Origin of the sequence: Sphingomonas sp. CCH10-B3, assembly GCF_001556185.1 — a bacterium.
GTDB classification, from domain to species: Bacteria; Pseudomonadota; Alphaproteobacteria; order Sphingomonadales; family Sphingomonadaceae; genus Sphingomonas; species Sphingomonas aquatica.
In genome coordinates, this window is the sequence record NZ_LSIJ01000001.1 from 56,339 (window position 1) to 82,638 (window position 26,300).

Here is a 26,300-nt window from a genome sequence, read left to right on the forward strand (position 1 = left end):
GGTTGCCGGGGAGGTGCGAGGCATCCCCCGGCAGCCTCTTTTCATTTCTGGCGTAGATCGATCGCCAGGCCCGCCGATACCGCCCTGCGGCCCCTTGCCAGCGATCATCCCCGCGTTAGGCTTGCGCCAAACGAGCCAAGGGGAAAATTCATGCGTCCGTTGATCGCTTTCGCGCTGCTCGCCGCCGTTGCCGCGCCTGTTGCTGCGCAATCGCTTCCCAAGGTCGAGGAAGCATCGATCGACCAGCTGCGCGCGATGATGGCCAAGGGAACGTCCTCCGAAGCGATCACGCGGGCTTATCTCGCCCGCATCGCCGCGATGGACCGCAAGGGGCCGACGCTGCGCTCGGTGATCGCGGTCAACCCGCAAGCGATCGCGCAGGCGCAGGCGGCCGATGCGCGGCGCAAGGCGGGCAAGCCGCTCGGTCCGCTCGACGGCATCCCGATCCTCGTCAAGGACAATATCGAGACCAAGGATCCGGTCGCGACCACGGCGGGCAGCCTTGCGCTCAAGGACAATGTCACCGGCCGCGACGCCCCGGTCGTCGCCGAACTGCGCAAAGGCGGCGCAGTAATCCTCGGCAAGACCAACCTCAGCGAATGGGCGAACATCCGTTCGAACAATTCGATCAGCGGGTGGAGCGCGGTCGGCGGGCAGGTGAAGAACCCCTATGCACTCGATCGCACGCCATGCGGATCGTCGAGCGGGACCGGATCGTCGATCGCCGCCAGCTTCGCCGCTGCCGGGCTCGGCACCGAGACCGACGGGTCGGTGGTGTGCCCGTCGTCGATCAACGGGCTGGCGGGGCTCAAGCCGACGCTCGGCCTCGTCAGCCGCACGCATGTCGTGCCGATCAGCCACAGCCAGGACACGCCGGGGCCGATGGCGCGCAGTGTGCGCGACGTGGCGGTGCTGTTCTCGGGCATGATCGGCACCGACCCCGCCGATCCGGCGACGGCCAAGGCCGACCAGTATCGCAAGGATTACGCCGCCAGCCTGAGCAGCGCGTCGCTCAAAGGTGTGCGGATTGCCGTGCGCCGTCCGCAGATGGGCCCCGATCTCGCCGCGCGCTTCGATGCCGCGCTCGCCGTGCTGAAGGCGCAGGGTGCGGTGCTGGTCGATGTCGAGGCGCCCAAGCTCGACGGGCTGGGCGAGGCCGAGTTTCAGGTGCTGCTCTATGAACTGAAAGGCGATCTCAACGCCTATCTCGCGACCACGCCGGAGGCGGTCAAGACGCGCACGCTTGCCGATGTCATTGCCTTCAACGAAGCCAACAAGGCCGCCGAAATGCCCTATTTCGGGCAGGAGACTTTCATTGCGGCCGAAAAGACGCGCGGCCTCGACGATCCCGAATATCTCGGCGCCCGCGCGAAATCGTTTCGGCTGGCGGGCAAGGAGGGCATCGACGCGATGCTCGCCAAGGCCAATGCCACGATCCTCGTCGAGCCGAGCTATGGCCCCGGCTGGCTGATCGAGCCGATCTATGGCGACCAATATCAGGGGCCGTCGTCGAGCGAGCTGCCGGCAGTGTCGGGCTATCCCAATCTGACGGTGCCGATGGGCCTCGCCAAGGGCATGCCGGTCGGGCTGTCGTTCATTGGGACGGCCTACAGCGACCAGAAACTGCTCGAAGCCGGCTATGTCTATGAACAGGCATCGCGCGCGCGGGTGGCGCCGCGCTACCTGCCCAGCGCCGACGTCGGACCGGGGATGGACGGCGCGAAGTAACTGCTCAGTCGCGCTCGCGCTCAAGCAGCTCGACGCGGACGTGGGTGGCGCGCAGCGATAGCCGGACTTCGATCATGAACATGACGAGTCCGGCGATCAGCAGCAGCATCGCCGCGATGAACATCACCCCGAGCACGGTGCCGATGTGCAGGTTGATCAACTCGGCGACAAACAGCAGCGCGACGACGCAGCAGATCAGGATGGCGCTCGCGACGCACAGGAATAGTGCGGCGTTGATGACCGCCATCCGCCGGTCGAGCAGCCGCAATTCCCAGACATGGCGGTCGTGCTCGGGGCCGGTCGAGCGCGGGTGGAGCGCCTCCAGCGCGCGGGCGCGATCGACCACGCGCCCCAGCCGCCCGGCGATGACGTTGAGCATCGCCCCCAGCCCGGCGAGCAGGAACACCGGGCTGACCGACAGCTGAATCGTCTGGGCAATGGTGGTGACGGCGGGTGACAGGCTCATGCTGCCTTGGTCGCCGGGCGTACCGATCGCGTCAAGCGCCAACCCATTGGTAATATCGTGCCGCTACAATTGCCGCCGATGACCAAGCCGATGCTGCTCGCCGAGTTCACGCGCCTGCCTCCAGCCTATCGCGCCCGCCGCGTCGATGGGTTGGCGAGTGGCATCGATCAGGTGGCGGGGCGCGCGCGCACCTCGCATCGCTTTCTGCGCTACCAATGGTTTGCAGCGGCGCTGTCGGCCTATGGCGGCGAAGCGCAGACATTGGTGGTGGAGGGCGAGCGCGGACTGGTTGCCGCGCTGCCGCTGGTGCGCGTCGGGCCGCGTGCGCTTGGGGCTGCGACGGTGCCGGGATGCTACTGGCCATTCCGCAGTTTCCCTAAGGCAGCGGGGCTCGATGCGGCAGCGTTCGATGCCTTGGTCGATGCGCTGGCGCAAAGCATTGCCGTGCTGCGGATAGGGCCGGTCTATGATGGCGACCCGGCGACCGGCGGGCTGATCGCGGCGGCGCGGCGGCGCGGCTGGGCGGTGATCGACCGTTTCATTGCCGACAGCTATTTGTTCGACATGGCCGGCGCGGCGCAAGAGGGCTGGCCGCGCAATTCGACGCTGCGCAAGAACCGCTTCCATGAAAAGCACCTTGCCGAACATGGCGCGCTCGACTGGCGCTTTCTGGGCGGCGCGGCGCTTGCCGATGGCGGCTTCGACCAATTGGCGGACGTCGAGCAAAAGAGCTGGATCGCCGCGCGGACCGACGGACGCGACGCGAAATTCATGGCGACCGGGCATGGCGCCTTCTGGCGCGCGGTCGCGGTCGATCCGGTGCTGGCCGACATGCTCCACGCCGCGCTGCTGACCGTAAACGGGGCGCCGGCCGACTTTTCGTTCGACATGAATGCGGGCGCGATCAAATATGCGATCGCCAACAGCTATGATCCCGCCTTTGCCAAACATTCGCCGGGCAAGCTGCTCTATTACCGCAATCTTGTCTCAGCGCTTGCCGACGGCATTGCGACCGTCGATTGGGGCGCGGGCGACAGCGGCTACAAACAGGTGATCGGCGCGACCAAGGGCCCGGCGATCCGCGACTGGCTGATCGTCCGCCCCGGCGCAATGGCGCTTGCTGCACGCGCGTTCGGCGGGCTGTGGCGGCGCAGCGGGCAGGGCTAGCCCGGCAGCGCTTTGACAAAGACGATCTTGTCTTCCCCGGCCTGGTAGAAATCGCGGATGCAGGCCTCCTGCCGATAGCCGCGCTGGCGATAAAAGGCCCGCGTCGGCTCGAAATCCGCCAGTCCCGAGGTTTCGACCAGCAGCAACCGAGCGCCGCGCTTGCCGAGCTGGTGTTCGACCGCAGTCATCAGCGCCGTGCCGATGCCCTTGCGCTGGCGAAGTGGATCGGCGGCGATGAGCAACAAGTTCCACGTGCCATCGGTCATGCGTTCGGGTGCGGCATAGGCAAGGCCGGCGACGGCGCCGTCGTCGAACACCCACCAGAGCTCATCGGGCTCGGGCGTGGCGAGAAAGGGTGCGGCCATATCGGGGAGCATTGCGCCGGGAAACAGTTCGGTCGCGTCGATCAGGGTGATGAGCGCGGGCAGATCGCTGTGCATCAGGGGGCGGATGGGATGAGTCATCGGATGTCCTTCTCAGTTTCGATTGTCGGATTGTGACCGCACCGATCGCCGCCCGAGCAGGCTGATCCGGTACGGCGCGCCGCCGCGCGATTCAATCAGGCGACGACGGCGAAGGCGTTGAAACAGCGCCGTCGTGCAGTCGGTGAGGATATGGCCTTCATGGGTGAAGCAGAGCGCCTCGACGATCTGGCCGTTATCGTCGCGGCGATGGCGGATCACCCCGCCGCGCGCGAGTTCGTGGAGCACGCGTTGCTCCATCTTCGAAATATTCATGGGATTGCTCAGCAGCTTGCGACCATAGGGTATCGATCGCCGCGAGGGCGTTCGATACGGCACAAACCTGACGCGCTAGGCGATCAGGTCAGGCGAGGGTCGCAAGCTCTTGCAAAAACGCTCCGTTGGGCTGTTGATCGCCCGCCAACGGTCTACTCAACGCCATCCCGCGCCGCAAGCGTCAGAGGCGCACATAGCGGAAGTACCACACTTCATGCCCCTGCCGCCGTGCCTTGGCTTCGTAGCGGGTTTGCGGCCAGTCGGCGGGGCGGGTGAGGAAATCTGCCGCCGATGTCGCCTGCCAGACGAAATCGGTGCGGGTGCGCATGACCATCATCGACCAGCGGCAATAGGTCGGGTCGTCGGTGCCGAGCCGGAACTCGCCGCCGGGTTTCAGCTTGGCGGCGATCAGGTTGAGCGGGCCGGGATTGACCATCCGCCGCTTGGCGTGGCGCGCCTTGGGCCAAGGATCGGGGTGGAGCAGGTACACCCGCTCGAGCGAGGCATCGGGTAGCCGCTCGATCACGCCAAGCGCGTCGCCCATGTGAAGGCGGACGTTCGTCAGCGCGCCATCGCGGATGTGATTGAGCGCGCCGACGACGCCGTTGAGGAAGGGCTCGCAGCCGATGAAGCCTTGGTCGGGGTGTGCGCTTGCCTGTCCTGCCAGATGCTCTCCCGCGCCGAAGCCGATTTCGAGCTGCAGCGGGCGCGCGTCGCCGAACAGCCGCTCGGCTGTCAGCGCACCATCCTCGGGCACCGCCACTTGCGGGAGGAGCTCCTCGATCAGCGCGGCCTGCCCCTGCCGCAGCTTGTGCCCCGCGCGGCGGCCGTAGAGGCGGCGGATCGTCGTTGGATCATTCATCGCGCTGGCCGGTAACGGAGCGCGCGCGAAAGTCCAGCGTAGGCGCGGTTCATTGTCCAAGGATTGGTCGCGTAGGCCGTGGCGCCCGCTCCTATGCAAGCTGCCCCTACTTCGGCGCGACGATCTCGCACGTCGTTGGCTGGGCTGCCGCGCGCAGGCGATATTGCGATCCGGCGGGGACATGGACGAGCATCCGCTTGCCCCCCGGCAATGCGTAGCGGATCACGAAATCATTGGGGCGGCGGCAGGCGCGGGGCCGCGGGCCGCTTGCGCATTGCACGACTCCGGCGCCGATCACAATCGACGATGTGCCATCGGCCGCGATTGTTGCCTCGGCCTGGGTGGCGCCCCCCGCAACGAGTTCGGCGAAACGGGTCGGGCTGATTTCCGGGCAGGCAGTGCCCGGCGCGCGGGGGCCGACGAAACCGTCGCACCCCGCGAGCATGATGATCAGCCCCGATGCCGCTCCCGCTCTAGCCGAAATCCGCATAGCCCCGCTCCCCCGAAGGCGATGCTATGGCGAATGCGGTCGCGCGACAAGCGTTGCGCCGGTCGTGGCGCGGCTTAAGCCACCGCTGCCTTCAGCTGGTCGACCAGATCGGTCGCTTCCCAGGTGAAGGCATTGCCTTCGGCCTTGCGCCCGAAATGGCCGTAAGCGGCGGTCTGCTGATAGATCGGCGCGTTGAGCTTCAGATGCTCGCGGATGCCCTTGGGGGTCAGGCGGACGAGCTGCGGCAGCACCGCTTCGAGCGTCGCTTCGGGCACGGTGCCGGTGCCGTGCGTGTCGACATAGACGCTCAGCGGCTCGGCAATGCCGATCGCATAGCTCAGCTGGATCGTGCAGCGGCGCGAGAGGCCGGCAGCGACGACATTCTTCGCCAGATAGCGCGCGACATAGGCGGCCGAACGGTCGACCTTGGTCGGGTCCTTGCCGCTGAACGCGCCGCCGCCGTGCGGGGCGGCGCCGCCATAGGTGTCGACGATGATCTTTCGACCGGTCAGCCCGGCGTCGCCGTCGGGCCCGCCGATTTCGAAACGGCCGGTCGGGTTGACGTAAATCTTGGTCTCATCGGTGATGAAGCCTGCCGGCAGCACCTTGTTGAACACGCCGATCACATAATCGCGCAGGATCGCATATTTTTCCGGATCGCTGCCCTCGGCGCCGTCATCGCAATAGCCCTTGGCGTGCTGGGTCGAGACAACGAGCGCGGTCGCGCGGACCGGCACTTCGTTTTCGTAATGCAGCGTCACCTGGCTCTTGGCGTCGGGCTCAAGGAAGGGCGCTGCGCCCGAATGGCGATCGGCGGCCATCGTTTCGAGAATGCGGTGCGAGTAATAGAGCGTCGCGGGCAGCAGGTCAGGCGTCTCGTCGGTCGCATAGCCGAACATGATGCCCTGATCGCCGGCGCCTTCTTCCTTGTTGCCGGCTTCGTCGACGCCTTGCGCGATGTGCGCGCTCTGGCCGTGGAGGTGGTTGGCGAAATCGAACGTCTGCCAGTGGAAGCCGTCCTGCTCATAACCGATGCGCTTCACGGTCGCGCGGACGGTCGCCTCGATTTCTTCGAGCGCGCCCGGTGCCCACTTGCCGTCTTCATACACGCCCTTGCAGCGGATTTCGCCGGCGAGCACGACCCGGTTGGTCGTCGTCAGCGTTTCGCAGGCGATACGCGCATAGGGATCCTTCGACAGGAACAGATCGACGACCGCGTCCGAAATCTGGTCGGCAACCTTGTCGGGATGGCCTTCGGAGACCGATTCGGACGTGAACAGAAACGAAGAGCGCATGAATTTCCCTCGTAGTTTGAGCGCGGTGCGGCCACGAAGGCCACATATAAAGCTTTCCTTATATGCGCCCCTATCGCGCGCGGCGGCGGATGGCAACACCAAGTGCGGCAAGCAGCGCCGCCATGGCGAGCGCGAGCCAGTTGCCGAACCGCGCGAACAAGGTGGGCTCGCGTGCGGGAGGAAGCCGATATTGCGCAGCGCCTGACGTGCCCCACGGCACTTGGGCACGGACGCGACCGAAAGCGTCGACAATCGCCGAAATGCCGGTCGGCGTCGCGCGGATGATCGGCAGGCCTTCCTCGATCGCACGCAGTCGCGCTTGCGCCAGATGCTGCTGGGGGCCAAACTTCGCGTACCAGCTGTCGTTCGACGGGTTGAAGATGAAGGCCGGACGGTGCGCGGCGTCGACGACTTGGCCTGAGAAGATCACTTCATAGCAGACCAGCATCCCCGCCGTGCCGAAGCCGGGCAGCGGCAGGCTGCGCGGGCCGGGGCCGGGGGCAAAATCATATTCGCCGGGGACCAGGCGCGAGATGCCGATCTGCGACAGCAAGGGGCGCCACGGCAGATACTCGCCCCAGGGCACCAGATGCGCCTTGTCATAGCGGCTGAGGATCGTGCCCTGCGCGTCGATCGCGAAGATCGAATTGGTGATCGCGGCAATCTCGCCATTGGGCTTGAACTGCACGGCATTGCCGCCGGTCAGCACGATGTCGCGCGGGCCGAGCGCGGCGGCAATGCGCTTGCGGGTGATCAGCGGATCGCCGCGCCAATAATATTGGCGGGGATAGCCGTCCTCGATCAGGAAGCGCAGCGCGCCCTCGGGCCACATGATCAGCCGCGGGCCCGGGCCGGGCGTGCCGCTGTTGGCGAGCAGCGCCTGCAAATTGGCCTCGGCATAATCGTCGCGCGGGCGCTGTTCCTGGTCGAGATTGGGCTGAACGACGCGGATGATCGGGTGGGATGGGGCTTTGATGAAGGTCGGGAGGATGCTCGACAGCGCGAGCACGACGAGCACAGGCGCAGTTATTGCTGCCGCTGATCGCCATTTGCGGCCAATCGCGAGCAACAGCGCCCCCGCCACCACCACCGTCAGCCCCGACAGCGCATAGGTGCCAACCCACGCCGCGCTCCACGCGATGCCGAGCACCGGCAGCCAGATCGTCGCGAGCGGTGGCCATGGATAGCCGGTCAGCGCCCAGCTCCGCAGCCATTCGGTGAGGATCCACGCCGCACCCGCGATCAGCACGAAGCGCAGATCGGGCGTGGCGCCGGGTGCATGGTCCTTACCCCAGCGCCACGCGAGCCCCGCCGCCATCATCGGGTAGATCGCGAGGTACAGGCACAGCAGCGCCACGGCTGGCGGCCCGAGCCAATGCGGCATCGCATCCTGATAGGTATACGCCTGCGCGATCCACATGTTCGCAAGCGTCAACTGCGCCCAGCCGAACAGCCACCCGCGCCACAATGCCGCGCGCACGCTGGGCGCCGCATGCACCAGCGCCAGCCACAGCGCGATGCTGACGAGGCTTACCGGCCAGAATTCGAGCGGCGCGAATCCAGTCGAGGCAAGCGCGCCGAGGATCAGCGCGGCGAGGCCGGGGCGGCGGGAGAGAATCGCGATCATCGCCCCCTTCGCTATGCGGTCGGGTTTCGCCAAACAAGAGCGATGACGCGGGAACAATGCTCCGATAGGATGACCTTATGGCCCGCCCTTTCCACCTCGCTTTCCCCGTCCATGATCTCGCCGCCGCGCGCGCATTCTACGGCGGGTTGCTGGGGTGCGAGGAGGGGCGCTGCTCGGACCATTGGGTCGATTTCAACCTGTTCGGGCATCAGATCGTCGCGCACCTCTCTCCCAAGGCAGCGCCCGCGCATCACAATCCGGTCGATGGCAAGGATGTGCCGGTGCCGCATTTCGGCGTGGTGCTGACAATGGCCGATTGGGAAAAGCTCGCGGCGCGGCTGACCGAAGCGGGGATCGATTTCCCCATCCCGCCGCACATCCGCTTCAAGGGCGAGATCGGCGAGCAAGCCACGATGTTCTTCCGCGACCCGAGCGGCAATGCGCTCGAGTTCAAGGCCTTTGCCGACGACGCGATGATTTTCGCGAACTGAGGAGCGTACTGCCCCGTCAATCCTCCAGCCGGTCGATCACGCCCAGACGGATCAGCATTTCGGCGGTCTTGGTGAATTCGATCATGATCGGCTCGAGGATCGGGGCGATCCCCAGCTTTTCGACCATGCCGATCGGTGGCGTGACGCCGCCGCGCGGGTCTTCGACCAACAGACCGCGCTCGATCATCTTTTCGACCTGACGCCGCACCGTTTCGCGCGGCAGGCCGGTGGCCGATGCAATGGCGTTGCGCGAAATCGGTACCACCCATTCGCGCGGCAGAATGTCGGTGCCAGAGAATTGTTCAGGGATTTGCCGCTCGCGCATCAGCTTTTGCACATTGGCAACCGCAACCGTCAGATAGATTTGCAATTCGGTCGGGTTGATCGCGATTTCGGTGCTTTGAAAGGCGCGGTGAGTGGTGAGGAACAGGTTGGCAAGGCCGAACATCGCAATCCGCCAGTTCGCGGCCATGCGTTCGGGATTCGTAACAACTCTGATCGCCAAAATACCACCCCCGTCCCCCGACAGGCGGACAGGATAAGTTACATTGCCGAAACGCGCCAGATGCGATTGCCCACGTCGTCGGCCACCAGCAGCGCGCCGGTACGATCGGTTATGACGCCGACGGGGCGGCCCTGCGCCCGGCCCTGCGCATCGAGAAAGCCGCCCAGCACGTCGACAGGCTTGGCGCCCTTTTCGGGATAGCCCTGCGCGTTGAACGGCACATAGATCACCTTGTAGCCCGACACCGGCACTCGGTTCCATGATCCATGCTGGCCGACGAAGGCGCCTTGCGCAAACCGGTCGCCCAGCTTGGCATCGCTCGCAAAGGCGAGCCCCAGCGAAGCAGTATGCGGCCCCAGCGCATAATCGGGGCGCTTGGCATATTCATAAAGGTCGGGCCGGCTTGGCGAAACGCGGTCGTCGGGATAGCCGCCCCAATAGCTGTAGGGCCAGCCGAAGAAATCGCCGAGGCCGACCGAAGTCATGTAATCGGGCGCAAGATCCGAGCCGAGCATGTCGCGTTCGTTGACGGTGGTCCACAACCGCCCGCTGCCGGGTTCGAACGCCAGCCCCTGCGGATTGCGCAGGCCCGAGGCGAACACGCGGAATTTCTTTGAAACCGGATCGACTTCGAGAATGCAGGCGCGGTTTACTTCCTTGTCGAAACCATTTTCGGCGATGTTGCTCGACGATCCGACAGCAACGTACAACCGGCTGCCGTCGGCGCTGGCGATCACATTGCGCGCCCAGTGATTGCCGCCGCCGGGATAGCGCACCACCACTTCGGGCGTGGCGGTGATCTTGGTCTGGCCGGGCGTGAACGGCACGCGGACGAGCGCATCGGTGTTAGCGATGTAGAGCCGGTCGCCGACCAGCGCCATGCCGAGCGGAGAATTGAGCCCGGTGATCAGCACGGTCTTCAACTCGGCAACGCCGTCACCATCGGCGTCGCGCAGCAGCGTGATGCGGTTGGCCGACGGCACGCCCGCGCCGGCCTTCGTCATCAGATAGCTCATCACCAGCCCGGTGATGCCATTGGGCTCGCGCGGCGGCGAATTGGTCTCTGCCACCAGCACATCGCCATTGGGGAGCCGGTAGAGCCAGCGCGGATGATCGAGTCCGGCCGCGAATGTCTTGACTTTCAGCCCCGGCGCCGGCGTCGGCGCGGCATTGCCCTGCCAGCCGACCACATCGGCGACCTTGATCGTCGGAATCATCTGGGGACGCGGCGCAGTGATCTTGGGCTGCACACCCTGCACGGCCGCGAGGCTGAGCTTGGCCTGATCGGGCTGGCTGGCCCAGATCCACCAGCCGATCACGCCCGCTGCGAACAGCCCCGATACGATGAGAATATGACGTAGCATGGTGACAGGACTATCCTTCCCGCAGACGTGCGCAAAGCGGAAACGCACGATCGCCGATCAGGGCGCATGCGCGCGAAAGCTTTTTGGCGGGCAGTACGGGCGCTAGCAGCCGATACCAGTCACCGCGCCGAGCAGGCTTGGCCGGCAACGCTTCTTGGGCGGATCGCGGCGGCTGTCCGATCCGCGCGCGTCGCTCATCTCCATGCCGGGCAGGAACGTGGTCATCGAGCGGAAGCGGACGCGCGCCGTCCATTCCTGATTCCACGGCCCCTTGTCGGGCCGCGGCGGGTAGACGAAATTTTCCTCAGGCCCGTATGCGACCAGATTGCCGAACATGCCGTCGCCCGTTGCCTTGCGGACTTCGGCGGGAATGGTGCAGCTCGTGGTCGATGGCGCCATCACCGTGCCGTCGCGGACCAGTCCGGCGACCACCGACGGGCTGATCCAGTCCCATAGCGCGCCGCCGAAATCGCGGCTGTTCGATGACGACCACCAGACGATGTCGCCGGTGTCGTTGCGCCCCTTGCGCCCCGTACCGTTCGCACCGATCAGCCAGGCATAATATCCGGTCGCGGCGTTGACGGGGTTCCAGTTGAGCGCGACCGTGCCGTCGGCGGGCAGGCTGGTGCGCAACTGAATGCCGGGCATGTAATCCTGCTGGAGCGTGAAGCTCATTTCCGGCGCATAATTGCCGGCGATACGGTGCTGGCCCAACAGCGAGCCAGCCTGCGGCATCCGCCCCGACCGTGCATTGGGCCATTCGCCATAGGTGCGGCTGTTGCTGACGCTCGGCCCGCGATCGAAAGTGACGCGGCTGGTGAAGAGGTCGGGCGGAATCTGGCCCGCGGCCAGATTGGCAAAATCGATGATCACCGGCTGACCCGCCGGGGCGTGCGCGCCGCATCCCCAGAACAGGATCAGCCGCCCCCTTGGCCGTTCAAACTGCTGCGGCACTTCGGGCGAACCCGGCTGGATCACGGGCGTCACCAGCGGCACCGACGGTCCCATATTGGCGGGTGGCAGGAAAAAATGGTCGGCCTTGGCGCCGCCGCCGGTGGGGGCGAGCGTCGACCCGAGCCGCAGGTGCAGCGTGTGGCTCTCGCTGTTGCCGCCGCCCGATGCCATCCGCATCATGTCGCCCATGCTGGGCTTGCCGCCGCTCATCATGCCGGCCAGCCCCGATGCCGTGCCGACGTCCATCGCGTAACGCGCTTTGGGCGGCGTGACGACTTGCGCCGCTGGCTTCGCAGCGGCGGGCTTGGGCTTGGGGGCGGGCTTGCGCTGCGCTGCCACGGTTCCGGCAAAGGCCGCCAGCCCGACCGTTGCGATCAATATCGTCCAGCCACGCATGCGCCATCCCCCGACCGTTTATGGACGGAAACTTACCAGTTTAACCGGCTTCGGCCAATCCCTCGGCACGGTTTGCTGGCGGGTGGAGGCGAAGTTTCTGGATGCGCTTGGTATCGGCAGCGACAACTTCGAAGCGCCAGCCGCTCGGGTGGTCGATGCATGTTCCTGGCGTCGGCACATGTCCGGCGAGCACTGCCGCCAGCCCGCCGATCGTGTCGATATCGTCGTCGGTTTCGGCGAGTCGCGGGTCGATTGCCTCGGCGACGTCTTCCAGCTCGGCGCGGCCATCGGCGTCCCAGCCGCCGTCGTCGATCGGGACCAGCAGTGCTTGCGGCGCCTCGTCATGCTCGTCTTCGATATCACCGACGATTTCCTCGATCAGATCCTCGATCGTGACGAGTCCTTCGGTGCCGAAATATTCGTCGAGCACGATCGCGAGATGGACGCGCTTGTGGCGCATGTCGGCGAGCAGATCGAGCGCACCCCGCGACATCGGCACGAACAGTGGTTCGCGAATCAGATCGGTGATCGATTCGGGGTGCGGCGCGCCGGTTGCCAGGATGTTGAAGACATCCTTGATGTGGACCATGCCGACAATCGTATCGAGTTCGTCGCGATAGACCGGCAGGCGGCTGTGACCCGCCTCGGCGAACTGGCGGACCAGATCGGCAAAGCTGATGCTTTCGGGCACCGCGATAATGTCGGCGCGCGGGACGCCGATGTCGCCCGCGTCGCGCTCGCCGAAATGGAGCAGGTTGCGCACCATCTGGCGCTCGAGCGGCGACAGGTCGCCCTTGGTGTCGGGGGCGGGATCATCCTCATGCGCGTCGATCGCTTCTTCGAGCTGCGCGCGCAGCGAGTCGTCGCCATGGTCGCCGAAGATCAGCGCGCGGAACGAGCGCCATAACCCGCCTTCGTGGGTGCCGGCGTCCCCGGCGCCGCTACTTTGGCCATCAGGCATAGGTGGTATTTCAGTCCTCTTGGTCGTGATACGGATCGTGCAAACCAAGGCCCTTTAGCACATCTCGCTCGATTTGCTCCATCGCCTCGGCAGCGCGGTCGTCGATATGGTCATAGCCGAGCAGGTGCAGCGTGCCGTGGACGATCAGGTGCGTCGTATGATCGGCAAGCGCGATGCCCTTGTCGGCGGCCTCCGCAGCGCAGGTTTCATGAGCAAGGACGATGTCGCCCAGCAGGACTTCGCCGTCGTCGCTGTTCTGGGTGACGGTGTCGATGAGGTCGGGCTGGATCATCGGGAAGGACAGGACGTTGGTGGGCTTGTCCTTGTGGCGGTAATCGCGATTGAGGGCTTGCACTTCGGCATCGGTGGTGAGCCGGACCGAGATTTCGATCGTGGCGAGCGACGGACATAACTCCAGATAGGGCGTATGCAAAATCGTCTGCTCTGCGGCCAAGTGCGCCAAGCCTTCCCACTCGACGGCTGTGCCCCAAGCGTCGTCGCGGCTGAGTTCGACGACGATCATGTGAGTGTTGCATCCTTGATGTCTGTCTGGGCAAAGTCGTCGCCCTTGAACAGCAGGGCAGCGCCGCTTCGCCGTGCGATCGCATAGGAGAAACAATCCCCGAAATTGAGCCCCGCTGGATCAACGCCTTTGCCGAAGCGCGCATGGGCATCCAGGGCAAGTTGGGCATCGGCGGGTTCGACCGCGACGATGTGAATCCCGGCGGCTGCGACAAAATCGACCACTAGGCCGCGCGCTTCTGTCAAAGTCACCGCCCGCGCGCCTTGGACGCCGCGCACAGCCTCCCAAATGGCGAGCGGCGACGTGATCCGAAGCGGGTCGTTGCTCAAGAATTCAGCAAAGGAGCCCGCCTCGGGCTCCTTCGCAATCATGGCAACGATCGCGGACGCATCAACGAAGATCGTCACAGTTCATCGTTCAGCGAATCATAAAAACGCTTGTCCGCTTTCAAGCCCGTAGGCAGCGGCAGCGGGTGATCTTGCCAAAACTTCTGCAACCAATCGGGCGCAGGGCTTCCCAGAGAATGCCGGTCGAAATAGTCTTTGACCGCCAGCTGGACGATTTCCGCCATTGGCGTGCCGCGCTCATCGGCAAGGCGCGCGATTAGCCGCACCACCTCCGCATCCTCGACGAGGAAGGGCGAGGTCAGGGCCTGTTGTTCGGCGCGGCTCGGTGGGTCGGCAGGGGCGTTCATGACGCTCCTTCATACGCCTCGACAATTCGCCCGACAATCGGATGGCGCACGACGTCGCCCGCGCCGAAGCGGCAGATCGACAGGCCTTCGACGCCCTCCAGCCGTCCGACTGCGTCGTTCAGGCCGCTTGCGTTCATGCCGCCGGGCAAGTCGGTCTGGCGCGGGTCGCCGCACACGACCATGCGGCTGTTCTCGCCAAAGCGGGTGAGGAACATCTTCATTTGCGCGGGCGTCGTGTTCTGCGCTTCGTCGAGGATGATGAAGGCGTCCGCCAGCGTGCGCCCGCGCATGAAGGCGATCGGCGCGATCTCGATCTCACCGGATGCGATGCGCCGCTCGACCTGCTCGGCGGGCAGACAATCGTTGAGCGCGTCGTACAGCGGGCGGAGATAGGGATCGACCTTCTCCTTCATGTCGCCAGGCAGGAAGCCGAGCTTTTCACCTGCCTCCACCGCCGGGCGGGACAGGATCAGTCGCTGGACGCTGCCGGTGATGAGCTGCGCGACGGCCTGGGCCACGGCGATATAGGTCTTGCCGGTGCCCGCCGGCCCGAGCGCGAAGATGATGTCGTTGCCCAGCAGCTCGCGCATGTAATGCGCCTGCGCGACCGTGCGCGGGACGATCGTCTTCTTGCGCGTGCGGATCATGATCGACGGCGGCGCCGAAGCTTCAGCGCTGATGATGCCGGCGAGCGTCGGCTCGGCCGACTGCGTGATCACCAGTTCGATCAGGCCGGTGTCGATAATCTCCCCGCGCACGATGCGGTTGTAGAGATTGGTCAGCACGTCGCGTGCCTGTGCAACCGCTTCAGCAGTACCTTCAATCTGAACCCGGTTGCCGCGGGCCGTGATATACACCCCCAGCCGGTTTTCGATCAGCAGCAGGTTGCGATCGAACTCGCCGAACAATTGCGGCATCAGCTGCGGCCGATCGAAAGTCAGCTCGGCGCGGCTGCGGTCGCCGGCCTGGGCAGGCGTGGATTTACGGCTCATGCGGTTCCTTGGAGCGGGAGGGGCGCGATAGGGCTGCTGGGGCGGTCGCGCGCGCCACCGTCGGAACCGCGATGGCCATGGGGGCCAAGGATCGCGGAGGAGAGGCGGGCGTGCTGCATCCGCAAGCGAGTTTGGCAGATCGGCGGCGTGGGGGACAGGGGGAAAAGCGTGGCAAGTCAGCTTATGACGGTTTTGGCGAGCGCCTGCATCAGCTCGCGCGACGGCACACCCATTGGCGGCTTGAAACTGGTAAAATAAAAATAGCGGTTGCCTCCTTGGAACACATGGAGCTGGTGCATTGCGTCGGTCTGGAAGGCGCGCTTGCCAAGCCCCGGCACCTCTTCGACCTTGGCACCGCCGATGCCCGCGATCGTGTCGTGGACCGATTGCATGGCAGTGTCGCTGTTGTCGTCGATTGGCGACTGGCGCGCGAAGAAGACGATGTTCACGCCGCCGCCAAAATCATAAGTGCACTGCGAGAAGCCTGCGGTCGTGCTGGTTGCTTTGGTGACACGGTCGAGTGTCGCGCTCAGCACCGGCGCTTTGGCGATGGCGGCAACCTTCTCCTTCGGCAGGATCGCGCAGGCGTCCTCGGCATTCCACGCGCCCGCATCGGCGCTGTCGGTCTTGGCCGGCGCGGACTCTTTGGCCCCGTTGCCTGAACATGCCGCCAGCACTGCCGCTGCGGCTACCGATGTCATGATGATGGACCCGCGCATCGACTCACCCCCTGTGGCCAAACACGGGATCATGTGTGCGCCGATCCGACTGCGCCGCCAAGCCCCGGCGCGACTAACGGTGACTGGCAGACCAGCCGTCGAGGATGGCAGCAGGCGTAAATTCGGCAGCTTCGGCGCGTGTCAGCTGCCGCCGGGACGGACTCGCTGGTGCTGCGCCGGGGCCGATGCTGGCAAATTCGGCAAGCCGCGCTTCCTGTGGCGTCAGCAGGTGCTGCGTCCCCGCTTGGTCACGATAACCCATCGCCGTCCAGCCTTCCCGGCGGATATGCGCGCCCATCCAGCACCGCAGGAAAGTCGCGCTGCCGGTCAGGGCCATGTTGCCGCCCGCGCGCCAGGGTCGGCCGAGAAATGCCGACTGGTCGGGCACGCCGGGTTCGCGAGTGAGGCGGCAGCGGTCGAACACCAGCCCGAAGCGCTGCGCGGCTGGCGTGCTCGGCGCGGCGACATAGCCTTGGCCCGGGGCGTCGGGCACGAAGCGGGTCACAATCTCGCAAGCATCGAACAGCGCCGCGCCGCCGCCGAAAATGAAGTCGACGCCGCCAGCGATGCAGCACCGGCTGAACCACGCCCGCGCGTTGACGTAGAGCGTGTCCTGATAACCCTCGATGGCGCAGTCGATCACGCGCGTCCGGTCGGCGCTGCGGTCGATCAGCAGCGCTACCGCCTGAAAGCCGTTCTTGACCGCGTCGTTGCCCGAGTGCGCGCCAATGAAATCGAAGCCATTGGCAATCGTAAGCCCGCGCAAGGTGACGTCGGGGGCGGCGATCGTCAGCGTCGCCGACCCCGATGTCCCCCAGCTGCCGCCGCCGGGTTTCGGCGTGCCGCTGGCATCGGCGTGGGTCAGGATCGCGGCGCGGCTTTCGCCAATGATTTCGACGCCGGGGGTGGTCATCGTCAGTTTCTCGTCATGCACACCGTTGCGCAGCAGGATACGAAAGCGCAACCGGTTGGCAGATGCAGCTACTGCCAGTGCCTCGGCAAGCGTCGGGAAGTCACCGCCTTGGCCGACCGTTGTGTCGACTTGTCGCGTTGCCGCTCGCACCGGCACGGTCGAGGCCGCGACGGCCGCGCCAGAAAGGAAGGTTCGACGGTCGATCACGCGCGGTCGTCGCCGCAGACCGACCGGGCTGTCATAGCGGCCGCCCGGTAACCGAATTTGGGCCGGCGTCGATGATGTCGACCTCCAGCAAGTCGCCGATCGCGGCATCGGTTTCGATGATCGTCGATTGCAGCCACGGGCTTTTGCCGAGCATCTGCCCGGGCCGCTTGCCTTCGCGTTCGATCAGCACGGCGCAACGCTTGCCGACGGTCGCCGCGTTGAACGCCATCTGGTCGCGGTTGAGCGCGGCTTGCAGGCGTTGGAGCCGGTCGTCCATCACCTCCGGCGGCACTTGGTCGGCCATTGTCGCGGCGGGGGTGCCGGGGCGGGGGGAGTATTTGAAGCTGAAAGCCTGCGCATAGCCGACTGCATCGACGAGGCTCAGCGTCTCGGCGAAATCGGCTTCTGTTTCGCCGGGGAAGCCGACGATGAAATCGCCCGACAGCGCGATGTCGGGGCGGGCTTCGCGGACGCGGTCGAGCAGGCGCAGATAACTGTCGCGCGAATGGCTGCGGTTCATTGCCCGCAGCACGCGGTCGCTGCCCGCCTGAACCGGCAGATGGAGAAACGGCATCAGCTTCGCCACGTCGCGGTGCGCGGCGATCAGGCCGTCGGCCATGTCGTTGGGGTGGCTGGTGGTGTAGCGGATGCGCGCGAGGCCCTCGATCTTGTCGAGCGTCGCGATCAGGTCGTGCAGACCCTGACCATCATCTTCCCAAGCATTCACATTCTGCCCGAGCAGTGTGATCTCCTTCGCGCCCGCATCGACCAATGCCTTGGCCTCGTCGACGATCGCGGCGAACGGGCGGCTGACTTCGGCGCCGCGCGTGTAGGGGACGACGCAATAGGTGCAGAATTTGTCGCACCCCTCCTGCACCGTCAGGAAAGCGCTCGGCGGCACGCGGCGGCGTGCGGGCAGATGGCCGAACTTTGGCTCGACCGGCATGTCGGTGTCGAGCGCGGCCTCGCCCCGGCGCGCGCGCGCGACAAGATCGGGCAGGTTGTGGTACGCCTGCGGGCCGACGACGACGTCGACCTTGGCGCGGCGGATGATTTCCTCGCCCTCGGCCTGGGCCACGCAGCCCGCGACCGCGATCATCGGATTGTCGCCGTGCTTCCTGAGGCGGCCGATATCCGAATAGACCTTCTCGGTCGCTTTCTCGCGAATGTGGCAGGTGTTGAGGATGACGAGATCGGCAGCGTACTGGTCGTCGGTCGCGGTCAGCCCTTGCGCGGCCATCAGCTCGGCCATGCGGTCGCCGTCATAGACGTTCATCTGGCAGCCGAAGGACTTGACGTGGAAGGTCTTGGGGGGCGCGTTCATCGGCGGCGCTATAGCCTCGACATCAAAGTTCGTCATGCTGAACTTGGTTCAGCATCCACTGCGCGGCCGGTGCTTAAGCCCTTGCGGCACGATGGACCCTGAAACAAGTTCAGGGTGACGGTCGAGGAATCAAATCGACCTATGGGCCAACGCTATTCGGTTGCCTCCGGCACCTCATAAGCCACCCCCGGCGGCACCGTCGCCAGCGCGTCATGGCCCGGAAACGGCCGCAGCGGCTTGTCGAGGATGCGCTCCATCGCCTCGGCGATCCGCCGCCGGGCTTCGGCGCTGATCGCCTTGCGTCCCGGATAGTCGCGTGGGTTGAACGGTTCGAGGAAATGCACCGCCACCGGAAAACTGCCCTTGCGCGACAGCACGCGGAAGGCATTGTCCTGCCCTTCCTCAACCCCTACCCAGGCGATCTCCTGCGCGACCGATCCGTAGTCGAGCGCCACTGGCTGCACCATGATGCCCGGAGGCGGCGGATCCAGCACGGCGAGCAAGGAAGGCTTAAACGGCAGCAGCGACAGCCCGTCGGTGGTGGTGCCTTCAGGGAAGATCGTGATCGCCCAGACGTCGGCGAGCGCTTCGCGCAGCTGGTTGATCTGTTCGGCAACGCCCATGCGGTCGGCGCGGCTGACGAAGACAGTGCGGTTCATCTTGGCCAGCCAGCCGACGACCGGCGCATCGGCAAGCTCGTGCTTGGCAATGAAGGCCGTGCCATTGGCACTGGCGATCACCGGAATGTCGAGCCAGCTTAAGTGATTGGCGACGAAAAACACATCGCGCTTCAACGGCACGCCGACCGTGCGCCGCCGCACGCCGCAAATGCGCGTGGTTGCGACCATGAACCAGCGCGGCCACGGCGATGACAGTCGGAACAACCGCCACAGCAAATGCGGCCCCGCACATAGCAGCACGAGACCTGCCAGCAGAAATGCGCGGATTGAAAAGCGGACCCAGCCGGCGGCGTCAGCCCTTGCGTTCAAGCGCAACGCCGTAAAGTTCCATCCGGTGATCGACGAGACGGAAGCCAAGCCGTTCGGCGATCAGCTTCTGCAATTGTTCAAGCTCGGGGTCGACGAATTCGATGACCTTGCCGGTCTCGACGTCGATCAGGTGATCGTGATGCGCCTCGGGCGCGGGCTCATAGCGCGAGCGACCGTCGCCGAAATCATGGCGGTCGAGAATGCCCGCTTCCTCGAACAGGCGGACCGTGCGGTACACGGTCGCAATCGAAATGCCGGGGTCGATCGCCGAGGCGCGTTCATAGACTTTCTCGACGTCGGGATGGTCCTCGGCATCGGACAGCACGCGCGCAATCACGCGGCGCTGATCGGTGATCCGCAGCCCCTTCTGGTTGCACAGCGCTTCCAGATCGATTTTTCGCGCCATGCCGCCTTACCCGACTCCCGATGCCCGTGCGGGTTGTTTAGCGGCGATGTGCCGCGGCGGAAAGTGCCCCCGCCCGATTGCGCGTCCGACGACGGGGGCAGAAGCGGTCAGCGCGCGGTGCGGCGGCGCTTGGTGCCAAGGCCGATCTTCTTGGCGAGCGTGCGGCGCTGCTCGGCATAGTTCGGCGCGACCATCGGATAGTCGGCGGGCAGGTTCCACTTGGTCCGATATTGTTCGGGGGTCATCTGATAATGCGTCATCAGGTGACGCTTGAGCATCTTCAGCTTCTTGCCGTCTTCAAGGCACACGATGTAGTCGGGCTTGATCGACGCACGCACAGAAACGGCGGGCTCCTGCTTCACTTCCGGCTCGACAACCGGGCCGCCGAGGTTTGCCAACGCGTTGTGAACATTGGCGATGAGCACTGGCAAGTCGGAAACCGCAACGCTGTTGTTGCTCACATGAGCCGCGACAATATCGGCGGTCAGCGTGATAAAGGTTTCCTGCATTTCGTTACGCACGTCCATCTCGATTTCCTCGTAAACTGTAAGGCGACAATTGGGCCTTGACATCTGCCTATCGTGGAAATCGCCGCTTTCTGCAAGCGGAATTGATCTAAAGATGGTCCGGTTTCAGACGATCTGGCAGCGGAAGGTATAGGCATCGAACAATTGCCCGTTCTGGCCGCGATAATATCCGCGCCGCTCGCCGACCTTCGTAAACCCTAATGAGCGATATAATCCAATTGCTTCGTTGTCGGCGCGTACTTCCAGAAAGAGTTGCTTGATTGCCCGATAACGTACCTCGTTCAGCACGGAGCGCAAAAGAGCACCGCCGACACCGTTCCGCCGCATGCGTGGGTCGGTCGCAAGCAACAGCAACTCGGCCTCGTCGCTGGTCGCGCGGGTGATCGCAAAGCCGACGGTCGTGCCGTCGATATTGGCAAGCGTCAGCCAGACGCCCGGCATCGCCATGATTCCCAGACACTGCGCCCGCGTCCAAGCTTCGCCATATCGGGGATCAAATGCACGCCGCATGATGCCGTCGACGACCGCCAGGTCCGCGGCCGTACCATTGCGCAGCTCGATGAGGTTGAGCGTCGCGCTCACGCGGCCGCCATCGGCTTGGCATCCGGCGCGCGGCCATAAATCGGCTGCGGCGGCAAGGTCGTGAATGCGGGCGGCAGCAACCGCGCATCGGCGGCGCGGGGCAGTCGGTCATGCCCGAGCAGCGTTGCGGTCAACGGCGCCAGCAAGCGTCGCCCGCTGCCAACGACGGCCAGAGCCCCTACCGCTTGCAGCGCCGCCTGCGGTAGCAGCGATTGCGGCGGCGCATCTGCGGCGAGGGGGGCAGTGAAGGCCTGCATGAAGACTTCGCCATGCCCGCCCTCAATCACCACCGCAAGCATCGGCATCGCCGAGTCTTCGGCAAAGGCCGCAGCCGCGATCAGCGGGAGCGAGGAATAGCCGCCGAGCGTTGCCCCCCAACCGAACGCGAGCGCGCGGGCGGCGGCGAGCCCGACGCGGATGCCGGTGAAACTGCCTGGCCCGCAATCGACCAGAATGCGCAGCGCGCGGCCCCCGTCGGGCAATGCGGCGATCATCGGCAGCAGCTGTTCGGCATGGCCGCGCCCGACAATCGCATGCTGCTCGGCAATCAGCGTGTCGCCATCGATTAAGGCGACCGAGCAGGCAGCAGTTGCCGTTTCGATCACAAGCGTGCGCATCGAAGCGGCGTCTTTGAAGCTCAGCGGCGCGGCCGCGACTTGGCGTCGGGCACCGGCTTGGCAGGCACCACAGGCTTCGTCGGCGCGGCGGGCTTGGTCGGGGCGGCGCCGGGCAGCACGACTTCGGGGCCGAGATCGGCGGGCGGCGTGACCGCTTCGGGCGCGGGCGCGACATAGGCAGGCGGGTTGTCGGCAGCGATCCACGCATGGAGGATGCGCGAAGGCTTGAGCGGCGGCTCGCCACGTTCGATCGCATCGACATACTGCATGCCGTCGATCACCCGGCCGAACACAGTGTATTTGTTGTCGAGTTTTAGCGTCGGTTCGAACACGATGAAGAACTGGCTGTTGGCGCCGTTTTCAGCCGCCGCAACTTCTTCGGGCGGCGCCCCCGGCTGGGCACCGGGCCGCGCGGCGGAAACGGCGCCGCGCACATGGGGGAGGTAATTGAACTCGGCCTTTACATTGGGCATGTCCGACCCGCCGGTGCCATTGCCCTTCGGGTCGCCGGTCTGGGCCATGAAGCCTTCGATTACGCGGTGGAACAGCAGGCCGTCATAAAATTTCTTGCGGGTCAGCGTCTTGATGCGCTCGACCATCAGCGGCGCGACATCGGGGCGGAGCACAATGGTTACCCGACCGCCAGTCGACAGGTCGAGGTAAAGCAGATTTTCCTTATCGTTGACATTGGGCGCGGGGTGGACGCTCGGCACATATTGTGCGGCCGCCGGGCTCGCGACCAGCCAGCCGAATGCCGCCATCAAGCAGACAAGAAAACGCATCACATCCCCATAACCAAGACCCGGACAGGCTCGCGCTTAGAGCAAATCGCCCAGCGCGCCAACGCTAACATCGGCGCACTGACCCGATCGGCGCGATCTGCGCGGTCAGCTGCCGAGGCGACCGATCCGGTTGACGCGCGCAGCGACTTCGATCGCGACACGTGGCGGCACGAATCTGGTGATCGGCCCGCCGTACATCGCGATTTCCTTCACCCAGCGGCTCGCAATGGGCTGGAGCGATACATCGGCCATCAGGAAGACCGTCTCGATCCCATCGTTGATCTGCTGGTTCATTCCCGTCATCTGGAACTCATATTCAAAGTCCGACACGGCCCGCAGGCCGCGGACGATGACAGTCGCCCCTTCGCGTTCGGCAAAGTCCATCAGCAGCGAATCAAAGCTGACGACATGAATCTCGCCTTCGAGATCGGCCACTTCGCGCTGGATAATCTCCATCCGCTCGTCGAGTGTGAACATCGGCGATTTCGAAGGATTGGTCGCAACGCCGACAACCAGCCGGTCGACCAGCTTCGCGCCGCGCCGGATGATATCCATATGCCCAAGCGTTACCGGGTCGAAGGTGCCCGGATAGACGCCGGTGCGGATGCTCAACGGTCGCGTTCCAGCGTGAAGCGGGCGATGTCGCGCAGCAGATCGGCCTCGGCGCCATAGCTGCCGAGATGGGTCAGCGCTTGGTCGACCAGCATCCGCGCCTGCTCGCGCGCGCGATCGACGCCGAGCAGCGACAGGAAAGTCTCCTTGCCGGCGTCGGCATCCTTGTGGAGCTTCTTGCCCATCTTGGCTTCGTCGCCTTCATGGTCGAGCAAGTCGTCGGCGATCTGGAAGGCGAGGCCGACGTCACGGGCATAGCCGCGCAGTCCGGTGCGGCCCTCGGGCGGCACTTTGCCCAGGATCGCGCCCGCCTCGACCGCGCTGGCGATCAGCGCGCCGGTCTTCAGCGCCTGCAACCGGGTGACGGCAGGCAAATCGAAGTTCGAGCGTTCGGCCTCGATGTCCATCATCTGGCCGCCGGCCATGCCCGCGGGTCCGGCAGCGCGGGCAAGATCGAGCACCAGCTCGGCGCGCACGAACGGATCGGCATGCGTCGCCGGGTCCGAAAGCACTTCGAACGCCAAGGCGTGGAGGCAGTCGCCCGCCAGAATCGCGGTCGCTTCGTCGAATGCCTTGTGGACCGTCGGCTTGCCGCGCCGCATGTCGTCATTGTCCATCGCCGGCAGATCGTCGTGGATCAGCGAATAGACGTGGATGCATTCGATCGCGAGCCCGGCGCGGCCCGAACATTCGCGGTCGACGCCGAACAGCCGCGCGGTCGCATGCGTCAGCAGCGGGCGGAGCCGCTTGCCGCCGCCAATCGCGGCGTGGCGCATCGCGCGGTAAAGATCGGCCCGCGGATCGTCGGGCACCTCAAGCAAAGCGTCGAACCGGTTGTCGACTTCGGCCGAGATTTCGACAAGCGCCGCCTTCAACGACATCGAGGCTTCCCCCATCGTGCTCTCAGCCCGCGGCAAAGGATGTGGTTCCAGTTGGGCGGCCGTTCGCATCGAGCCGGATCGCCTCGATCCGCGCCTGCGCAGCATCAAGCCGTTCCGCGCAGCGCTGGCGCAGCAAATTGCCGCGCTCGTAAAGCGCAATCGAGGCATCGAGCGGTTCGTCACCGCTTTCGAGCCGCGCCACGATGCGTTCGAGCTCGCGCAGCGCGTCTTCAAAACGCATTTCTTCGATTGGGACTGCCGGTTCCATCTTGCCGCTATGGGGCAGGCAGGCGAGGAGGGTCAAGCATGTGCGCGGACCCGCAAGCCATTGCGGTGCGTTTCGCGTGCTAATTCGGGAAGAGGAAAGCATGTTCCAGAGCGTCAACCCCGCCACCGGCCTGCCCGGCGACACGATCCGCGAATTGACCGGGGACGAGATCGAGGAACGGCTCGCGCGCGCGCACGCGGCCTGGCACGCATGGCGCACGACCGACTTTGCGACCCGGGCCGCCTTGCTGGAGGCGATCGCCGAACAGTTCGATGCCCATGCCCATCGGCTCGCCGAAATCGCGACGCGCGAAATGGGCAAGACGTTGAAATCGGCGCTCGCCGAGGTGCAGAAATGCGCGGGCGGCTTCCGCTATTATGCGCAGAACGGCCCGGCGATGCTCGCCGATATCGAGGTGCCGCTCGCCAGCGGCCGCGCGCGGCAGCAATGGCTGCCGATCGGACCGGTGCTGGCGGTAATGCCGTGGAACTTCCCCTATTGGCAGGTCGTGCGCTTTCTTGCGCCGACGATCATGGCGGGCAATGTCGGGCTGCTCAAACATGCGTCGCTGACGCAAGGCTGTGCGGCCGCGATCGAGGAAATGGTGATCGCGGGTGGCGCGCCCGCCGGGCTGTTCCAGAATCTTGCGATTCGCAGCGGCGCCGTGCAGGCGCTGATCGAGGACCCGCGCATCGCCGCGGTGACGCTCACCGGCAGCGAGGAAGCCGGTGCGCGCGTCGCCGAGACGGCGGGGCGAGTGCTGAAGAAAGTCGTGCTCGAACTCGGCGGATCGGACCCGTTCATCGTCATGCCGTCGGCCGATCTCGACAAGGCGGTCGCGGCCGCCGTGACCGCGCGGATCCAGAATGCGGGTCAGTCATGCATCTGCGGCAAGCGGATGATCGTCCACGCCGACATCCACGACGATTTTCTCGCGCGCTTTTCGGCAGCGATGGCAGCAGTGAAGGTCGGTGATCCGATGGATGCCGCAAACGACATCGGCCCGCTGTCGAGCGAAGAGCAGCGCGACACCGTGCTCGACCAGCTCGCGCGCTTTCAGGCAGCGGGCGCCAAGCTGATCGGCGGCGAGCCACTTCCGGGCAAGGGCGCTTACATGACGCCGGGTATCCTGACCGATGTACCCGCCGACGATCCCGTTGCGCAGGAAGAAGTGTTCGGCCCGGTCGCAATGCTGTTCAAGGTTGCCGACATCGACGCCGCGATTGCGCTGGCGAACGACGTGCCGTTCGGCCTTGGTTCAAGCGTGTGGACCAATGACCTGGCCGAGCAGGAGCGCTTCGCCCGCGACATCGAAGCGGGGATGACAGCAATCAACCAGGTGCTCGCCAGCACGCCCGAAGCGGCATTCGGGGGCATCAAGCGTTCGGGTCATGGCCGCGAGCTGGGACCGTGGGGGCTGCACGAATTCATGAATTTGAAGACGGTGATGATCGCTTAACGGCGGCATTTGTCACGCAGCCGGGCTAGGGCGGTGGTGCGCGCTGGGTTAAGATGTTGACACAGGCTTTCGAACGGGAGTGACGGTAATGCGGATGGCGACGATAGGACTGAGCGTGCTGGCGCTCGCGACGACGGGCTGTAATATCGATGCCAAGCCTGTCGGCTCGGCCCTGCCCGACGGGCGCACGGCAGTGGCGATGTTGAAGACTGCCGCTGGTGTCGAAATTGGTCGCGCATCGGCGCGTGAGGTCGAGGGCGGCATCCGGCTGACGGTCGACGCCAAGGGGCTGATGCCGGGCGATCACGGCGTCCATGTCCACACGATTGGCCGTTGCGACGCGCCCGATTTCATGACCTCGGGCGGCCATTGGAACCCGACCGGTGCCAAGCACGGATCGATGAACGCGATGGGCCCGCATGAAGGCGACTTGCCCAATCTGACGGTCGGCACCGACGGTCGCGGTACCGTGGGCGTTATGGTGCCGGGCGCGATGTTCGACTCGCTGCTCGATGCTGACGGCAGCGCGTTTGTGATCCACGCCAACCGCGACGACCTGATGACCGATCCGTCGGGCAACAGCGGCGCGCGCATCGCCTGCGGGGTGTTTGCGAAAAGCTGAGGCCGAGTGTGGCTGAAGGCCATACCCCTCATCCGTTCGTGCTGAGCTTGTCGAAGCACTGTCCTTCTTATTTCCGCCGGTGGAAAAGAAGGACGGCCCTTCGACAGGCTCAGGGCGAACGGGTAAGCGGAACAACTTCG

Annotated in this window: 32 protein-coding genes; 5 read left to right on the plus strand and 27 right to left on the minus strand. The window is 65.3% G+C overall.

Features of this window, described 5'->3' with window-relative positions:
- Window positions 1-150: 150 nt before the first annotated feature.
- Window positions 151-1,728, plus strand: coding sequence for an amidase (locus AX672_RS00320; RefSeq protein ID WP_066646594.1), 1,578 nt, complete (start codon window positions 151-153; stop codon window positions 1,726-1,728).
- Window positions 1,729-1,732: 4 nt separating this feature from the next.
- Here the strand turns inward: AX672_RS00320 and AX672_RS00325 are convergent, their stop codons facing one another.
- Window positions 1,733-2,194: a DUF2721 domain-containing protein gene (locus tag AX672_RS00325; RefSeq protein WP_066646840.1), complete on the minus strand. Its 462-nt coding sequence runs from the start codon at window positions 2,192-2,194 to the stop codon at window positions 1,733-1,735.
- 78 nt (window positions 2,195-2,272) lie between these two features.
- Between AX672_RS00325 and AX672_RS00330 the strand changes: the two genes are divergently transcribed.
- Window positions 2,273-3,361 (plus strand): GNAT family N-acetyltransferase, encoded by a 1,089-nt coding sequence (locus AX672_RS00330; protein WP_066646597.1) that lies wholly within the window; start codon window positions 2,273-2,275, stop codon window positions 3,359-3,361.
- On the opposite strand, the gene AX672_RS00335 is transcribed toward AX672_RS00330, so the two are convergent.
- From AX672_RS00335 to lnt, 6 genes are all read right to left on the minus strand, one after another.
- On the minus strand, window positions 3,358-3,825 hold the full coding sequence (locus AX672_RS00335) for a GNAT family N-acetyltransferase (protein ID WP_066646599.1): 468 nt from the start codon (window positions 3,823-3,825) through the stop codon (window positions 3,358-3,360). The genes AX672_RS00330 and AX672_RS00335 overlap by 4 nt on opposite strands.
- Before the next feature lie 12 nt (window positions 3,826-3,837).
- Window positions 3,838-4,098 (minus strand): YjhX family toxin, encoded by a 261-nt coding sequence (locus AX672_RS00340; RefSeq protein WP_066646602.1) that lies wholly within the window; start codon window positions 4,096-4,098, stop codon window positions 3,838-3,840.
- A gap of 181 nt (window positions 4,099-4,279) precedes the next feature.
- Window positions 4,280-4,960: a tRNA (guanosine(46)-N7)-methyltransferase TrmB gene (trmB, locus tag AX672_RS00345; RefSeq protein ID WP_066646610.1), complete on the minus strand. Its 681-nt coding sequence runs from the start codon at window positions 4,958-4,960 to the stop codon at window positions 4,280-4,282.
- A 106-nt stretch (window positions 4,961-5,066) separates the two neighbouring features.
- The gene (locus tag AX672_RS00350) at window positions 5,067-5,450 is read right to left on the minus strand and encodes a hypothetical protein (RefSeq protein WP_168727268.1); all 384 of its coding nucleotides are present in this window, start codon (window positions 5,448-5,450) and stop codon (window positions 5,067-5,069) included.
- A gap of 74 nt (window positions 5,451-5,524) precedes the next feature.
- Window positions 5,525-6,745: a methionine adenosyltransferase gene (metK, locus tag AX672_RS00355; RefSeq protein WP_066646616.1), complete on the minus strand. Its 1,221-nt coding sequence runs from the start codon at window positions 6,743-6,745 to the stop codon at window positions 5,525-5,527.
- Between the two features lie 70 nt (window positions 6,746-6,815).
- On the minus strand, window positions 6,816-8,372 hold the full coding sequence (gene lnt, locus AX672_RS00360; protein WP_066646619.1) for an apolipoprotein N-acyltransferase: 1,557 nt from the start codon (window positions 8,370-8,372) through the stop codon (window positions 6,816-6,818).
- 77 nt (window positions 8,373-8,449) lie between these two features.
- Between lnt and AX672_RS00365 the strand changes: the two genes are divergently transcribed.
- Window positions 8,450-8,863, plus strand: coding sequence for a VOC family protein (locus AX672_RS00365; RefSeq protein WP_066646621.1), 414 nt, complete (start codon window positions 8,450-8,452; stop codon window positions 8,861-8,863).
- A gap of 16 nt (window positions 8,864-8,879) precedes the next feature.
- Here AX672_RS00365 and AX672_RS00370 read toward each other — a convergent pair whose 3' ends face one another.
- The 20 genes from AX672_RS00370 to AX672_RS00465 form a co-directional block, all read right to left on the minus strand.
- Window positions 8,880-9,335 carry a hypothetical protein gene (locus tag AX672_RS00370; protein WP_066646622.1) on the minus strand — a complete coding sequence of 152 codons (456 nt, stop codon included), beginning with the start codon at window positions 9,333-9,335 and terminating at the stop codon, window positions 8,880-8,882.
- A 71-nt stretch (window positions 9,336-9,406) separates the two neighbouring features.
- Window positions 9,407-10,732 (minus strand): PQQ-dependent sugar dehydrogenase, encoded by a 1,326-nt coding sequence (locus AX672_RS00375; protein ID WP_066646624.1) that lies wholly within the window; start codon window positions 10,730-10,732, stop codon window positions 9,407-9,409.
- 102 nt (window positions 10,733-10,834) lie between these two features.
- A complete protein-coding gene (locus tag AX672_RS00380; protein WP_202189191.1) occupies window positions 10,835-12,082 on the minus strand; it encodes a hypothetical protein in 1,248 nt (415 codons plus the stop codon).
- A gap of 40 nt (window positions 12,083-12,122) precedes the next feature.
- On the minus strand, window positions 12,123-13,043 hold the full coding sequence (locus tag AX672_RS00385) for a hemolysin family protein (protein ID WP_066646626.1): 921 nt from the start codon (window positions 13,041-13,043) through the stop codon (window positions 12,123-12,125).
- Between the two features lie 10 nt (window positions 13,044-13,053).
- Entirely contained in the window at window positions 13,054-13,566 is a 513-nt protein-coding gene (gene ybeY / locus AX672_RS00390; protein WP_066646630.1) for an rRNA maturation RNase YbeY, read from the minus strand.
- Window positions 13,563-13,973 (minus strand): type II toxin-antitoxin system VapC family toxin, encoded by a 411-nt coding sequence (locus AX672_RS00395; RefSeq protein WP_066646633.1) that lies wholly within the window; start codon window positions 13,971-13,973, stop codon window positions 13,563-13,565. Before AX672_RS00395 ends, ybeY begins: the two co-directional genes overlap by 4 nt.
- Window positions 13,970-14,260: a hypothetical protein gene (locus tag AX672_RS00400; protein ID WP_066646635.1), complete on the minus strand. Its 291-nt coding sequence runs from the start codon at window positions 14,258-14,260 to the stop codon at window positions 13,970-13,972. The genes AX672_RS00395 and AX672_RS00400 overlap by 4 nt, the downstream gene beginning before the upstream one ends.
- Entirely contained in the window at window positions 14,257-15,252 is a 996-nt protein-coding gene (locus AX672_RS00405; RefSeq protein WP_066646639.1) for a PhoH family protein, read from the minus strand. The genes AX672_RS00400 and AX672_RS00405 overlap by 4 nt, the downstream gene beginning before the upstream one ends.
- Window positions 15,253-15,428: 176 nt before the next feature.
- Window positions 15,429-15,971, minus strand: coding sequence for a DUF3558 domain-containing protein (locus AX672_RS00410; protein WP_066646642.1), 543 nt, complete (start codon window positions 15,969-15,971; stop codon window positions 15,429-15,431).
- Window positions 15,972-16,044: 73 nt separating this feature from the next.
- Window positions 16,045-17,091 carry a pectinesterase family protein gene (locus AX672_RS00415; RefSeq protein WP_202189192.1) on the minus strand — a complete coding sequence of 349 codons (1,047 nt, stop codon included), beginning with the start codon at window positions 17,089-17,091 and terminating at the stop codon, window positions 16,045-16,047.
- 31 nt (window positions 17,092-17,122) lie between these two features.
- The gene (gene miaB, locus AX672_RS00420) at window positions 17,123-18,415 is read right to left on the minus strand and encodes a tRNA (N6-isopentenyl adenosine(37)-C2)-methylthiotransferase MiaB (RefSeq protein WP_082730299.1); all 1,293 of its coding nucleotides are present in this window, start codon (window positions 18,413-18,415) and stop codon (window positions 17,123-17,125) included.
- Between the two features lie 152 nt (window positions 18,416-18,567).
- Window positions 18,568-19,404 carry a lysophospholipid acyltransferase family protein gene (locus tag AX672_RS00425; RefSeq protein ID WP_231731102.1) on the minus strand — a complete coding sequence of 279 codons (837 nt, stop codon included), beginning with the start codon at window positions 19,402-19,404 and terminating at the stop codon, window positions 18,568-18,570.
- A complete protein-coding gene (locus AX672_RS00430) occupies window positions 19,388-19,810 on the minus strand; it encodes a Fur family transcriptional regulator (RefSeq protein WP_066646647.1) in 423 nt (140 codons plus the stop codon). Before AX672_RS00430 ends, AX672_RS00425 begins: the two co-directional genes overlap by 17 nt.
- A 107-nt stretch (window positions 19,811-19,917) precedes the next feature.
- Window positions 19,918-20,337 (minus strand): MucR family transcriptional regulator, encoded by a 420-nt coding sequence (locus AX672_RS00435; protein ID WP_066646649.1) that lies wholly within the window; start codon window positions 20,335-20,337, stop codon window positions 19,918-19,920.
- Window positions 20,338-20,442: 105 nt separating this feature from the next.
- Window positions 20,443-20,919, minus strand: a complete 477-nt coding sequence (gene rimI / locus AX672_RS00440) for a ribosomal protein S18-alanine N-acetyltransferase (protein ID WP_066646650.1) — start codon at window positions 20,917-20,919, stop codon at window positions 20,443-20,445.
- Window positions 20,916-21,536: a tRNA (adenosine(37)-N6)-threonylcarbamoyltransferase complex dimerization subunit type 1 TsaB gene (gene tsaB, locus AX672_RS00445; protein ID WP_066646651.1), complete on the minus strand. Its 621-nt coding sequence runs from the start codon at window positions 21,534-21,536 to the stop codon at window positions 20,916-20,918. Before tsaB ends, rimI begins: the two co-directional genes overlap by 4 nt.
- A 20-nt stretch (window positions 21,537-21,556) precedes the next feature.
- Window positions 21,557-22,318 carry a peptidylprolyl isomerase gene (locus AX672_RS00450; RefSeq protein WP_066646653.1) on the minus strand — a complete coding sequence of 254 codons (762 nt, stop codon included), beginning with the start codon at window positions 22,316-22,318 and terminating at the stop codon, window positions 21,557-21,559.
- A gap of 105 nt (window positions 22,319-22,423) precedes the next feature.
- Window positions 22,424-22,924, minus strand: coding sequence for a pantetheine-phosphate adenylyltransferase (gene coaD, locus AX672_RS00455; protein WP_202189202.1), 501 nt, complete (start codon window positions 22,922-22,924; stop codon window positions 22,424-22,426).
- A 2-nt stretch (window positions 22,925-22,926) separates the two neighbouring features.
- Window positions 22,927-23,826, minus strand: coding sequence for a polyprenyl synthetase family protein (locus AX672_RS00460; protein WP_066646661.1), 900 nt, complete (start codon window positions 23,824-23,826; stop codon window positions 22,927-22,929).
- A gap of 7 nt (window positions 23,827-23,833) precedes the next feature.
- Window positions 23,834-24,079 (minus strand): exodeoxyribonuclease VII small subunit, encoded by a 246-nt coding sequence (locus AX672_RS00465; RefSeq protein WP_066646663.1) that lies wholly within the window; start codon window positions 24,077-24,079, stop codon window positions 23,834-23,836.
- 100 nt (window positions 24,080-24,179) lie between these two features.
- Between AX672_RS00465 and AX672_RS00470 the strand changes: the two genes are divergently transcribed.
- Window positions 24,180-25,538, plus strand: a complete 1,359-nt coding sequence (locus AX672_RS00470) for an NAD-dependent succinate-semialdehyde dehydrogenase (protein WP_066646665.1) — start codon at window positions 24,180-24,182, stop codon at window positions 25,536-25,538.
- Window positions 25,539-25,626: 88 nt separating this feature from the next.
- Window positions 25,627-26,160, plus strand: coding sequence for a superoxide dismutase family protein (locus AX672_RS00475; RefSeq protein ID WP_066646671.1), 534 nt, complete (start codon window positions 25,627-25,629; stop codon window positions 26,158-26,160).
- The last annotated feature ends 140 nt before the right edge of the window (window positions 26,161-26,300 follow it).